The following is a 13,277-nucleotide window of genomic DNA, read 5'->3' as shown; positions in this document are numbered from 1 at the left end:
GGTACCTCCAGGAATGTGGGCAGGCGTGAGGGCGCGCCGGGGCGGGCCGGGGCGCGCCGACCGCGGTGGCGTCACGCGGTCGGCGGGCGGGTGGCGGGTGGCGGGGCTGCTGCGGTCAGGCGGCGAGTTCGCCGGCCTGGAGCTGCCACAGGGATGCGTAGAGTCCGCGCCGGGCGAGGAGTTCGTCGTGGGTGCCCTGCTCGGCCACGACGCCGCCCTTGTCCATGACGTAGATCCGGTCGGCGTGGCGGACGGTGGAGAGCCGGTGAGCGATGATGACCATCGTCCGGTCGACCGCGAAGCCGCGGAGCGTGCGCTGGATGGCGGCCTCGGTCTCGTTGTCCACGGCGGAGGTGGCCTCGTCGAGGATCACGACCGGCGTGTCCTTGAGGATCGCGCGGGCCAGGGCGATCCGCTGCCGCTGGCCGCCCGAGAGCGCGGCGCCGCGTTCGCCGATCACCGTGTCGTAGCCGTCCGGCAGCGTCGCGATGAAGGTGTGCGCCTCGGCCGTCGCGGCCGCTTCGACGACGGCCTCGTCCGAGGCGGCGAAGCTGCCGTAGCGGATGTTGTCGGCGATGCTGCCGTCGAAGAGGAACGGGTCCTGGGCGACGAACCCGATGGCGTCGCGCAGGTCGCGGCGCGGCACCTCGGACACGTCCCGCCCGTCGAGCAGCACGGCGCCGGACTCCGCGTCCTGGAAGCGCATCAGCAGCTTGGCGATGGTCGTCTTGCCGGAGCCGGTGGCACCGACGAGGGCGGTGACCTGCCCGGCGGGGATGGTCAGCGAGAGGTCCTCCAGCGCCGGCGGCCGGCCCGGGTAGGCGAAGGTCACACCGTCGAGGACGATCTCGCCCTTCACCGTCTCGACGTCGAGCGGCCCGCCGGTCCCCTCGGCCTCCACCGGCAGGGCCCGCAGCCGCTGGACCCGGTCGTAGGCGGCCAGGGTGCGCTGGTACTGGTCGACGATGCCGCCGAGCCGGCTCATCCGGAACAGCACCATCTGGGGCAGCCCGATCAGCGGGCTGAACACCTCGAAGCGCAGCGTGCCGTTGAGCACCGCGCGGCCGCCGACCAGCAGGGTGCCGGCCATCGAGGCGGTCGTGCAGGCCCGGACGGTCTCGGCGTGGCGGATCGTGCTCCGGTCGGTCTGGTGCCGGCTGTCCTGGGCGACCGCGCTCAACCCGTCGATGCGTTCGGCCTCGTAGTCCTCGGTGCAGAAGCTCTTGACCGTGGCACCGGCCTCCAGCGTGTTGACCAGCTGGCTGTGCAACCTGGCCCGGTGCTCACCGGAGACGGCGTAGTCGCCCGCGACCTTCTCCTGGTAGCGGAAGGAGAGCCAGGCGATGACCGGGATGGGCAGGAACGCGATCCAGGCGATCTGCGGCGCCATCAGCAGGAACACCGGCACCAGGACGGCCAGACTGGTGCCCAGGTGCAGCACGTCGTTGGCCGAGGTCGCGAAGAACGCGCCCAGCTGACCGACGTCCTCGGTGAGCACACCGGCCACCCGGCTGGTCCGCTCGCCCTCCAGGTGCCGCAGTTCGAGGTGCTGCACGTGGGCGTACGTCCGGCTGCGCCAGTCGTGCTCGATGTCCTGGCCGAGCGCGCGCCACTGGAGGTTCGACGCGTACGACAGGCCCGCCACGGCGGCGCAGGCGGCCGCCACCAGCCCGGCCAGACCCCAGAGTTGGGCGGACGCGGTGGCCAGGCCGAGGCTGACCAGCGGCGCGGCCTCGCCCTTGATGAGCACCAGTCCCGTCCAGCCGAGGAAAGTGCCCAGCGCCATCTCCGCGACCTGGCAGGCCACCGACAGCGCGCAGGCGCGGCGCAGCCGTCGGCGGTGCGGTCCGACGATCTCCAGCAGGGGGTGGCGTTCGGCTCCGGCCCCGGACAGCTCCCGGGTCGTGTCGACCGTCCGGCGCCAGGCCTTCCGGGCGACGGCCGCGGTTGCCGCCGCCACACCGCCCAGCGCGACCAGCTGCCTGCTCAGCGCCGACCCGCGGATCAGCGCGACGGCGGCCGCCACGCCGCCCCCGACGGCGAGCACGGGGCGCACGACGACGCCGCGGTCCACCCGCGGAGCCGGTTGGGCGCCGGGCCGGTCGGGCGCCCGGTGTCCCGCGCCGGCCGGGCCCTGCGCGACCAGGGTGACGGCTCTGCGGACGATCCGGTCGACGTCCGTGGCGCTCACCCGTGCGTCGTGCCGGACGAGGACCCCGCCGGTGACCGGGCTGGCCTGCGCCTCGCTGATCCCGGGGACGCGCCGCAGGGCCGCGGCGAGGACTTCGGCCGTCCGGGGCCGCCCGAGGACCAGCTTGACGTCCCAGCGCTGCCGGCCCGGAATGACCGAGCGCGGGCGCACGTCCGCGTCCACGTCCACGGAGCGGTATCCGGCTGCGGCACCCAGCAGAGAGGGCATGTGTACGATCACCTGTTTGCGGAGGTCGCGAGAAAGACCGTCACGGGCACGGCGGAATCGCTGCGACGAGGCGGGAATTCTTGAGGGGGAATTGCTGCTACCGACGGGCCCGCAGCCGACCGCCGCGCGGGAGCCTCATTCCGATATCCATCCATCCATCGGGAAGGTGCGCTCACACGGCGGCCGGGGTCGCCGGGCAGACCGTCAGTGCACCTTGCCGGCGCCGGCGCCCACGCGGATCTTCGGGCTCCTCGCCTCGGCTTCGGCCCGGGCGGCGGCCTCGTCCTTCCCGCTGCTCGGGGCGGCGTCCTCGGCGGCGCGCCGGCCGTCACCCGAGGGCGATGCGCCGTCGCCGGCGGAGACCTGCGCCGCCACCACCTCGGCGGCCACCTCGGCCGCGAGGTCGTGGATGTTCTCTCCGGCCTCGTGGGCCGCCTTCTTCACCTCAAGGACGAGGCCGACGGACGTCTTGACGACGCCTCGCACCAGCGGCTTGAGGAGACGCTTGGCCAGTGGCGCGACGATGAGGCCGACCAGGAAGGGCGGTACTAGGGGCGGCATGATGCTCCATCCTCTCTACGCGGACGTATGACAGGGACCCCGGGCAACTGCGGACGCACCGGAGCACCGCACGACTAGGCGGACGGAAGCACCCGACTGCGGAATTCGACGTTCCCCGCCGGATTTCCCGCCGGGATGAATTCCGCACTCGATGGATCAACCGCCCGCTCTGGCTTCACCGTAGTCGAGCCGGGCCCGTCGAAGCCAAACCTTCTCATCCGGTTTCACTCGTGCGAGCGTTCTCGGCCCGTTTTTGTAGCTCGGATTAACGAACAAATACCCACCCGACAATCCACTTATATTCTTTTTCACTCATCGGGCCTGCCGAGTTCACGTGCCACCCGCCGCCGGAGGGCGGGAAACGGCAGCCCGCCGCCGCCCAGGACCGCCTCGTGGAAGGCCCGCACCTCGAACCCGCCGCCCGGGCCGGCCTCGGCCCGGACCCCGGGGCTGGCCTCGGCCCCCTCCCGCAGCCGGGCGAACTCCAGATACCCCGCACGGTAGGACAGCGCCTGCCCGGGCAGGTCCGTCGAGTACCGCAGCAGGTCCGAGGCGATCTGGGCGTCCGCCTCGGTGGAGTTGGCGCGCATGAAGTCCCGCGCCTGCTCCAGTCCCATGGTGCCGAGGTTGAGCCCGGTGTCGACGACCAGGCGCTGCGCGGTGAACCGCTCCTGCGCGAGGCGCCCGTACGCGTCCCACGGGTCGTCGTAGAGGCCCATCTCCCAGCCCAGACCGGCCGCGTACTCGGCCCAGCCCTCGTTGAACGCGCCGAACCCGGCCACTTCACGGCGCAGCCGGGGCAACGACCGGTTCTCCGCCTGGCGGGCCAGGTGGAAGTGGTGGCCCGGAGCCAGCTCGTGGTAGATCAGCGAGGCCGCGCCCAGCAGCGACCGCCCTTCCAGCCCCGCGCCGTTGTAGCGGTAGCGCCCGACCGGGTCCGCCGCCGTGGGCTGCTGGTAGTACCCGAACGTCAGCCCCGCCTCCAGCGCCGGATCCAGCCGGGCCAGCCCGTACGGGGCGCCCGGCAGCGCGGCGAACCACCGCGGCAGCAGCGGCGCCAGCCGGTCGAGGTACCGGCGGTAGCGGGCCTCGACCTCCTCCGGCGTGCGGGCGTACAGCCGGGGCTCGCTCCGCAGCCGCTCGTGGAACTCCTCCTCGGGGCCCGGGAATCCGAGGGCGGTACGGACCTCCCGCATCCGCTCGGCCAGTTCTCGGCACTGCTCGCGGCCGAGCTCGTGCAGCCGCTCGGGCGGCGTCCCACCGCCCGTGTGCGTCCGGACGAACTCCCGGTACGCCTCCTCACCGCCCTCGTACCGCGCCCAGCCCACGGCCTGCGGCGCCTCGCGCAGCTGGTCCGGACCGTCGACGGCGGCGAGCAGGCCGTCGAAGGCCGGCAGCAACTCGGCTTCCACCAGCCGCCGCACGCCGTCTCGGACCCGCCCGCGCTCGGCGGGGCCCAGCCCACCGAGCCGGCCCTCGTCCACCTCGACGCGCTCCGCCACCGACGCCCGCAGGCCCGCGAGGGTGGCGCGCACCCCGGGCAGGGCGGGTGCCGGCACCCGGAAGCCGCGCACGGCCTGCCCCGCCACCTTGTCGCCGATCGAGCCGACCACCCGGGCCAGCTCACGCACCAGCACCAAGTACCGCTCGGCGTCCGGAGGTTGGTCGAAGCGGTGGGGCCGCAGGACGGCATCGACGTACTGCGACAACGGGAACAGCCGGTACGGCGTGACGGCGGGCGTCAGCCAGTAGCAGCGGTGGGCCCGCAGCTCCTGCTCGGCCGACCCGACGAGGAAGGCGGCCGTATCGGCATCGGCGCCGCAGAGCTCCGCGCCGTCGAGCGCCCGGACCCCCTCCACCACCACCCCGACCCGCTCCACGACACCCGCGGCGAACCGCGCCCGCTCCTCGGCCTCGGCCGGCGACACCCCCGGCAGCGACTCGACCGGGAGCCCCTGCCGGGCCCGCAGCAGCGGGTCACGCTCCAACAGGAACTCCCAGTAGCGGTCCGCCAGCCGACCGATCTCCCGGCCCGGTTCATTCGTCGTCATCCGGCCATCCTGCCGAGGACGCGCCGCCCGGCCACCCCGGTCCGCGCACAACCGGCCACGGCGCCCCCCGAACGGGTGAACCGGATCGACCCCCGCCACCCGTGCCCCCTTCCGCCCGCCAAGGCGGCACACGGCCAAGACCTTTCGAACAGGCTTGCCGTACAGGTGAGTTGACTCGCCAGCGCCAGCACTCGGTGGCACCATGACGCCATGCCCCGTCGCCCCCTGCCGGTCCCGCTGGCGGCTGCCCTGACCACCGCGGCCGTCACGGCCGGCGCACTCACCGGCTGCGGCAGCGTCGCCCCCTCCTCCACGACCGGTCCCCTCGTGGACCGCGGGACCGTACGGATCGCGGCCGCCAGCGAGACACCCAGCTTCAACCCGTACACGGCCTTCGGCGCCGGCCCGGCCCGCTACGCCTACGACTCGCTGGTCAACGTCTCCGCCGACGCCACCCTGGTCTCCGGCCTGGCCTCCTCCTGGGAGGCCACCACCACCACGGCCGCCTTCACCCTCCGCCCGGGAACCACCTGCTCCGACGGCACCCCCCTCACCGCCACGGCCGTCGCCCGCGCACTCACCTACGCCGCCGACCCGGCCCACCAGCTCGCCGGTGCCCAGACCGTCCTGCCCACCGTCCCGTTCACCGCGAGCGCCGACGACTCGACCGGCACCGTGACGGCGACCACCACCGCCCCCTTCCCGTTCCTCACCCGCACACTCGGACTGCTGCCGATCGTCTGCCCCGCCGGCCTCGACCGGCCCCAGTCACTCGACCGCTCCACCCGGGGCACCGGACCGTACGTGCTGACCCACTACACCCCGGGCGGACCGTACGAGTTCACCGTGCGCGAGGGCTACACCTGGGGGCCCGCCGGAGCCACCACCGCGGAACCCGGCCTCCCCGCCCGCATCGTCATCTCCGTGCTGCCCCAGGCCTCCACCGCCGCCAACCTGCTGCTCACCGGCGGCATCGACATCGCGAGCGTCAACGGACCCGACCGCGCCCGGCTCACCGACCACGGCCTGGCCACCGCCGACGTGGCCACCATCATCGGGCTGACCTTCTTCAACCAGCGCCCCGGCCGCCCCCTCGCCGACCCGGCCCTGCGCCGGGCCCTGGTCTCCGCCCTCGACCGCCAAGGGCTCGCCAACGTCGCCGTCGGCGGCACCGGCACACCCGCCACCGACTTCGGCGCCCAAGGCGCCGTCTGCCACGCCGACCTCGCCGCCGCCAACCTGCCCGCACAGGACGCCACCGAGGCGCTGCGCGCCGCCGGCTGGACCCGCGCCGCCGACGCCCGACTGACGAAGAACGGCCGACCGCTCCGGCTACGCCTGATCACCAGCCCCGACCTCGGCCCGACGCTGGCACCCGTCGCCGAGCTGATGGCCCGCTCCTGGACGGCCCTGGGCGCGGACGTCAAGCTGGTCACCGAGAGCCTGCCCGCCCTCGTCAACGCCATGTACCAGACCGGCGACTTCGACGTCGTCGTCGGCACCTCCCCCGGCTTCGCCCTGCCCGTCGGCTTCATCCCGTTCTTCTCCGGCCCGCCCCCCGCCCAGGGCCTCAACTTCGCGGGCGTGGCCAATCCCGCATACGACGCCCTGGTCGCCCAGGCCCTTCGGGAGCCGGACACCGCGGGCTGCGCCACCTGGAACCGGGCCGCCGCCGCGCTCTTCCGCTCCGCCGACGCCCTGCCGATCGCCGACGGCCGCAGCACCGTGTACGGGCGCAGCACCACCTTCGCCACGACCTTCGGCGGCCAGGTCATCCCCACCAGCATCCGCCTGCACCGATGACCGGGGGATCCCGCGTGACCGCACTCCGTCGTTCGCCGCCTCTGCCGCGTCTGCCACGTCTGCCGTGGAAGCTCATGCCCCGTCTCCTGCGGCACCCGTGGACGGTGTTCCTCGGCCGGCGCACCGCCCGGTTGCTCCTCTCACTCGGGGTCGTGCTCACCGCCTCGTTCGCGATGATCCGCCTGGTGCCCGGAGACCCGGTCCGCGCGGCGCTCGGCGTCGACGCCTCCCCCGCCCTCGTGGCCGCACGCCGGCATCAACTCGGGCTCGACGAACCCTTCCTGGCCCAGTACCGGCACTATGTCGACGGCCTCGTGCACGGCGACCTCGGCACCTCGCTGGTCACCTCGACACCGGTCGCGGAGCTCGTCCGCACCCGGCTGCCGGCCACCCTCGAAATCGCCGGCCTGGCCTTCCTCGTCACCCTCGCCGTCGCCCTGCCCTGCGGCCTGCTCGCCGCCGTCCGCACCCGGGACGGCCGGCACCCGCGCAGCGAGCTGGCGTTCACGACGCTCACCGCCGGCCTGGCCGGGATCCCCGACTTCGTCCTGGCCGCCGGGCTCACCGCGCTACTGGCCGTCGGCCTCCAACTGCTGCCGGTGGCCGGCACGGCGGGCGCCGGATCCTTCGTCCTGCCGGTCCTCGCGCTCTCCGTGGCGCCCACCGCCGTCCTGGTGCGCATCGTCCGGGTGGAGGCGCTGAAAGTGCTGTCCGAGGACTACCTGCGCACCGCCCGCGGAAAGCGGCTGTCACCGCTACGCCGCTACCTGCGGCACGCGGCGCCGAACATGGCCACCGCCGCACTCACCGTCGCCGGAGGCCTGCTGCCCGCCCTGATCGCCGGCACCGTGCTGGTGGAGAAGGTCTTCGCCTGGCCGGGCATCGGTTCGGCCCTGGCGCAGTCCGTGAGCTCGCAGGACTACCCGGTGATCCAGGCGATGGTGCTGATCCTGGGCACGACCGTCCTGCTCGCCGCGCTCCTGGTCGACATGCTGCTGGCGCTGCTCGACCCGCGCTCGACGATCCGGGAGAGCTGAGGTGCCGATGCCCCTTCCCACCAGGTACCTCCGCTCGTCCATGGCCTGGGCCACCACCGCCATGCTGGCCTCGCTGATCGTGCTCGCCCTGGCCGGCCCGCTCCTCTGGGGCGCGGCGGCAGACCTCCCCGACCCCTCGGCGGTGCTGCAAGGCCCCTCCACCGCCCACCCCTTCGGCACCGACAACCTCGGACGGGACCTGCTCGCCCGGGTCCTCACCGCCACCCGGCCCTCCCTGCTGCTCGCACTGGCCGCGACCGCGATCGGCGCGAGCACCGGCATCCTCCTCGGCGCGTCCACCGCCGTCGTCGGCCCCCGCGCCCGCCGCCTGCTCGCGGCAGTGATCAACCTCCTGCTCGCCTTCCCCGCACTCCTGGTCGCGCTCTTCCTCGCGGTCGTGTTCGGCGCGGGCGCGGCCGGGGCGATGCTCGCCCTCGCCGTCGCCGGTGTACCCGGCTTCGCCCGGCTCGCCCAGACCCTCGCCGCCGCCGTCGCGGGCACCGACCACCTGGCCTCGGCCCGGGTCCTCGGCCTGCGCCGGCACCGGCTGCTGTGGCGGCACGTCCTGCCCAACATCGCCGAACCGCTGCTGCTGAGCGCGACCACGGCGGCGGGCACCTCCCTGGTCGCGCTCTCCGGGCTGAGCTTCCTCGGCCTGGGCGTCCAACCGCCCGGCTACGACTGGGGGCAACTGCTCAACCAGGGGCTCGACCGGATCTACGCACAGCCGCTGCCCGCCCTCGCCCCCGGCCTGGCCATCCTCTACGCGGCGGTGACGTTCCAACTGCTCGGCGAGGTCCTGGCAGGAGGCGCCGCCCGGCGCAGCCCGGCGGGCCGTACGGACCGTACGCCCCAGCCTACGATCGCGCCGAACGGGCCCGCCGAGGACGGTCTCGTGCTCCAGGTCGAGGACCTGAGCGTCGAACTCCCCACCCCCGACGGCGTGATCCGGCCCGTCCGCGGCGTGAGCCTCTCCCTGCGGCCGGGCGAGATCGTCGGACTCGTCGGCGAGTCCGGCTCCGGCAAGTCGCTCACCGCGCTCGCGATCGCCGACCTGCTCCCCGAGCACGCCCGGGTCTCCCACCGCACCCTCCGGCTGCTCGGCGCCGACCTGGACGCCATGACGCCGAAGCAGCGCGACCAGCACCTCGCGACCGGCCTGGCCATGGTCTTCCAGAACCCGGCCACGGCACTCAACCCGTCACTCCGGATCGCCACCCAGCTCACCGAGGCACCCCGCACCCACCTCGGCGCGAGCCGCACCCAGGCCCTGCGGGACGCCGAGGACGCCCTGCGCCGGGTGGCCCTGCCCCCCGCCCTGCTGCGGTCACGCCCCCACCAGCTCTCCGGCGGCCAGCGCCAGCGCGTGATGATCGCCGCCGGCCTGATGATGCGGCCCGGCCTGATCATCGCCGACGAGCCGACGACCGCCCTCGACACCACCGTGCAGCGGCAGATCACCGAACTGCTCTCCGACCTGCGGCGGGACACCTCCGCCGCCGTCCTGTTCATCAGCCACGACATCGCGCTCGTGAGCGGATTCTGCGAACGCGTCCTGGTGATGTACGCGGGCTCCATCGTCGAGGCCCTCCCCGCCGACCGGCTCGCCACCGCCGCCCGGCACCCCTACACCCGGGCCCTGGTCGCCTCGGTGCCTGACCTCACCGCGGACCGCGACCGGCCGCTGCCCACCGTGGCGGGCGCACCGCCCGACCCGATCGCCCCCACCCCGGGCTGCCCGTTCGAGCCCCGCTGCCCGTACCGGCTGGACCGCTGCGCTCTGGAGGCTCCGCGGCTGGACCACGTGGACGCGCTCCAGCAGGTCGCCTGCTGGAACCCCCCGCCGGTGGAGGAAGAAACGGTCCAGGCTACGGAACATCAGGTGGAGGCGGACCCGTCATGACCAGCCTGCGGCTCTGCGACCTCACCGTCCGCCACCACGGCCCGCGCGGCCCGGTCACCGCCGTGGACCGCGTCTCACTGGAGGTCCCGGCCGGCACCACGCTCGGGCTCGTCGGCGAGTCCGGCTCGGGGAAGTCGACCCTGGCCCGCGCGATCGTCGGGCTCGCCCCCGTGCACGGCGGCCGGGTCCTCGTCGACGGCCAGGACGTGCGGGTCCGTACCGTCCGCGCCCGGCGCCGGCTCGGCCGACTGGTCCAGATCGTCCTCCAGGACCCGGACACCGCGCTCGACCCCCGGATGACCGTCCGCCAGAGCCTCGTCGAGGCCGCCACCGTCTTCCACCGGCTCGACCGGCACGCCCGTACCGAGCGCGTCGCCGAGCTGCTCGACCTCGTCGGGCTTGACCCCCGGCTCGCCGGCCGCCTGCCCCGGCAGCTGTCCGGCGGCCAGCGCCAACGGGTCGCCGTCGCCCGCGCCCTGGCCGTCGGACCCGGACTCCTGATCGCCGACGAGATCACCTCGGCCCTCGACGTCTCGGTGCAGGCGTCCGTCCTCAACACGATCCGCGAACTCCAGCAACGGCTCGGCCTGTCCATGCTGTTCATCGGCCACAACCTGCCCGCGGTCTGCTACGTCTCCGATACGGTGGCGGTGATGCGGCTCGGCCGGATCGTCGAAACGGGCCCCACCGACGCCCTCCTGCGCGACCCGCAGCACCCCTACACGCGGGAGCTCCTCGCCTCCGTCCCCCGCCTGTCCGGCCCACCGCCCTCCCGGAGGTCCCGATGACCGTCGACCGACCCGACGCGGTGGTGATCGGGGCCGGGGTGATCGGCACCGCCGTCGCCCTCGAACTCGCCCGCACCGGACGGCAGGTGGTCGTCGTGGACAAGGCCGGCGCGCCCGGCCACGGATCGACCGGCGCCTCCAGCGCGATCGTCCGGTTCAACTACTCCACCTTCGACGGCGTCGCCACGGCCTGGGAGTCCCTCCACCTGTGGGCGTCCTGGCCCGAGCACCTCGGGCTCACCACCGACCGCCGCCCGCTCGCGGCCTTCCGCCGCACCGGCGCCGTACTGCTCGACCCGCCCTTCCCCGAACCCGCCGACACCGCGGCCCTGTTCGACCTGGCCGGCGTCCCGTACGAACGGTGGGACACCGCCGCCCTGCGCGAGCGCCTGCCCGGGATCGACGTCGGACGGTACTGGCCGCCGAAGCCCGTGGACGACGACGCCTTCTTCGACGGCCCGGCCGGTGCGCTCGGTGCCCTGTTCACCCCGGACGCCGGGTTCGTCGACGACCCGCAGCTCGCGGCCCAGAACCTCGCCGATGCGGCGGGCGAGCTGGGTGCGCGCTTCCTGTTCCACCGCACCGTGGTGGCCGTCGACCGGCGCTCGGACCGCGTGGCGGGCCTCCGCCTGGCCGACGGGGCCCGGATCGCCGCGCCGGTCGTGGTCAACGCCGCCGGCCCGTGGTCGGGGGGCCTCAACCGGCTGGCGGGTGTCGGCAGCGACTTCACCATCGGGGTACGTCCCCTGCGCGAGGAGGTCCACCAGATCGCCGCGCCCGACAGCTCCACCACCGGCGCCACCACCGGGCCCGCCGCCGGCCCTGCCACCGGCTCCGCCTCCGGGCCGCTTCCGGTGGTCGCCGACGTCGACCTCGGCACCTACCTGCGCCCGGCCGCCGGGGGCCGCCTGCTCATCGGCGGCACCCAGCCGGCCTGCGACTCAGCGGAGTGGATCGACGACCCGGACGAGGCCGACCCACGCCCCACCGCCCACCGCTTCCGCACCCAGGTGACCCGCGCGGCCCGCCGCTTCCCGGGGATCACCGTCCCCAACCGGCCCGTCGGCGTCGCGGGCGTGTACGACGTCGCCGACGACTGGACCCCGATCTACGACCGCACCGCCCTCGACGGCTACTACGTCGCCATGGGCACGAGCGGCAACCAGTTCAAGAACGCCCCGCTGGTGGGCCGCTACCTCGCGACCCTGATCGACCTGGTCGAAGCCGGCCACGACCACGACGGCGACCCGGTCCGCTACCGCTGCGAGCACACCGGCAACGTCGTCGACCTGGGCGCGTTCTCCCGCCGCCGCCCGGTCCGGACCGGCTCCGCCCGCACGGTCATGGGCTGAGGGTGCGCAGTTCGCTCACCAGATCCGCGACCACCCCGACCACGAACCCGGGCTCCTCGGTCGGGAAGTCATGGCCGGTGCCCGTCGGCGTGTGCACCACCCGGGACGTGGTCGACGCCGCCAGGTAGCGGGTCCGGGCCCCGAGGTAGAACCGGCCGATCCGCTCGGCCTCGGCCGCGTCCCCGGCGGCGGCCAGCACCGTCTCCCCGCCCGTGAGGTCGCGGGGTATGACCAGCACCAGCGGCAGGTCGCCTAGGTCCCCGTCGTAGACCACGGTCTCCCAACCCACCTCCGCCAGGCCGGCGGGCGAGAGCTCCGCGAAGATCGACGCGGCGGCGCAGTAGTGGCCGGTCCGAGCGCCACGGCCGCGGCCCCGGTGAGCGCCGAACAGGTGCCGCACCGCCGTCAGCAGGAACTCCCGGCGCATGCCCGCGACCAGCCGGTTGGGCGGCGCGAAGGCGATCACCTCCAGGGGCGTCGGATCCAGCAGCACGAGTCCGGCCACCAGATCCGGCCGCCGCCTGGCGGCATTCGCGACCAGCAGCCCGCCGAAGGAATGGCCGACGAACACGTACGGGGCCCGCTCCCCCGCCGCCTCCAGCGCGGCCACCAGCTCCTCCGCCTCGGCCGCCGTCGTCCTCGGGAAGGGCCCGACGTCACTCCAGCCCGAGCCGAACCGGTCGACCAGCACCGAGCGGGTCCGGGCCGCCATCATCGTGTGCAACTGCCCGAACTCCTCGCCCGGCGCGTGCCCGCCCGGCATCCAGACCACCGTCGGCCCGTCCCCGGCAACCCCCTCGGCGAGGACGTGCATCCGGCGCCCGCCCACCCCGACCAGCCGCCCCGGCGCCCCGCCCGCCCCCGCGCCCCGGCCCACCAGCAGCAGATGCCGCACCGCGCCGACCGCCAGCACCACACCCACAGCCACCGCTAAGCACCCGAGCGCCACCAGCCAGCCCGCACCGCCCCCGACCAGCCCGACCCCCACGCCCACCACCAGCACCGCGACCGGCACTCCCAGCCAGTCCCGGCTCAGCAACGCGAGCAGGGCATCCGCCACCCGTCCGTTCCGGCGCATCGGTCCTCCACGGCATCCGAGAGGCGACCTCTCCCCCTGTTCTTCCCGCATCCGCCCGCGTCGACGCGCCCCCGCGAACACGCATTCGACACCCCAGGCCCTGCCCGCTCCGCCTCCGCCCAGCCCGCGCCCCGCCGCCGTGCGCTGCCCATCGGAGAAGAGCCGGTCACCAGGCCACGGCCCCGGAAATGCAAAGAACCCCCATCCGGTTTCCCGGATGGGGGTTCTCTGTGAATGATTGTTCGGCGGCGTCCTACTCTCCCACAGGGTCCCCCCTGCAGTACC

General features: G+C 74.3%; 9 protein-coding genes. 5 read left to right on the top strand and 4 right to left on the bottom strand.

Translation table 11 applies throughout. The annotated features are described in order from the left end of the window. Positions 1–115: 115 nt before the first annotated feature. From ACFWPI_RS32015 to ACFWPI_RS32005, 3 genes are all read right to left on the bottom strand, one after another. The gene (locus ACFWPI_RS32015) at positions 116–2,419 is read right to left on the bottom strand and encodes an ATP-binding cassette domain-containing protein (protein ID WP_380373397.1); all 2,304 of its coding nucleotides are present in this window, start codon (positions 2,417–2,419) and stop codon (positions 116–118) included. Positions 2,420–2,623: 204 nt separating this feature from the next. Beyond that, complete coding sequence (locus ACFWPI_RS32010; RefSeq protein WP_380373394.1) at positions 2,624–2,980, bottom strand: DUF5132 domain-containing protein; 357 nt, start codon at positions 2,978–2,980, stop codon at positions 2,624–2,626. Between the two features lie 308 nt (positions 2,981–3,288). Further along, the gene (locus ACFWPI_RS32005) at positions 3,289–5,031 is read right to left on the bottom strand and encodes a DUF885 domain-containing protein (RefSeq protein ID WP_380373392.1); all 1,743 of its coding nucleotides are present in this window, start codon (positions 5,029–5,031) and stop codon (positions 3,289–3,291) included. Positions 5,032–5,241: 210 nt separating this feature from the next. Between ACFWPI_RS32005 and ACFWPI_RS32000 the strand changes: the two genes are divergently transcribed. The 5 genes from ACFWPI_RS32000 to ACFWPI_RS31980 all read left to right on the top strand — a co-directional run bounded on the left by ACFWPI_RS32000 (position 5,242) and on the right by ACFWPI_RS31980 (position 11,914). Then, positions 5,242–6,834, top strand: coding sequence for an ABC transporter substrate-binding protein (locus ACFWPI_RS32000; protein ID WP_380373389.1), 1,593 nt, complete (start codon positions 5,242–5,244; stop codon positions 6,832–6,834). Between the two features lie 74 nt (positions 6,835–6,908). Then, entirely contained in the window at positions 6,909–7,871 is a 963-nt protein-coding gene (locus tag ACFWPI_RS31995) for an ABC transporter permease (protein ID WP_380373386.1), read from the top strand. Between the two features lie 7 nt (positions 7,872–7,878). Beyond that, positions 7,879–9,774 (top strand): dipeptide/oligopeptide/nickel ABC transporter permease/ATP-binding protein, encoded by a 1,896-nt coding sequence (locus tag ACFWPI_RS31990; protein ID WP_380373383.1) that lies wholly within the window; start codon positions 7,879–7,881, stop codon positions 9,772–9,774. After that, positions 9,771–10,562, top strand: a complete 792-nt coding sequence (locus ACFWPI_RS31985) for an ABC transporter ATP-binding protein (protein ID WP_380373380.1) — start codon at positions 9,771–9,773, stop codon at positions 10,560–10,562. The genes ACFWPI_RS31990 and ACFWPI_RS31985 overlap by 4 nt, the downstream gene beginning before the upstream one ends. Next, positions 10,559–11,914 (top strand): NAD(P)/FAD-dependent oxidoreductase, encoded by a 1,356-nt coding sequence (locus tag ACFWPI_RS31980; protein ID WP_380373377.1) that lies wholly within the window; start codon positions 10,559–10,561, stop codon positions 11,912–11,914. The genes ACFWPI_RS31985 and ACFWPI_RS31980 overlap by 4 nt, the downstream gene beginning before the upstream one ends. Here the strand turns inward: ACFWPI_RS31980 and ACFWPI_RS31975 are convergent. After that, a complete protein-coding gene (locus ACFWPI_RS31975) occupies positions 11,904–12,992 on the bottom strand; it encodes an alpha/beta fold hydrolase (protein ID WP_380373375.1) in 1,089 nt (362 codons plus the stop codon). The two genes, ACFWPI_RS31980 and ACFWPI_RS31975, sit on opposite strands and share 11 nt — an antisense overlap. Positions 12,993–13,277 lie beyond the last annotated feature (285 nt).

The organism is Kitasatospora sp. NPDC058492 (genome assembly GCF_042720685.1).
Classification (GTDB): domain Bacteria; phylum Actinomycetota; class Actinomycetes; order Streptomycetales; family Streptomycetaceae; genus Kitasatospora.
Note: the sequence above shows the minus strand (reverse complement) of the source record. Positions and strands in the feature narration are given on the sequence as shown.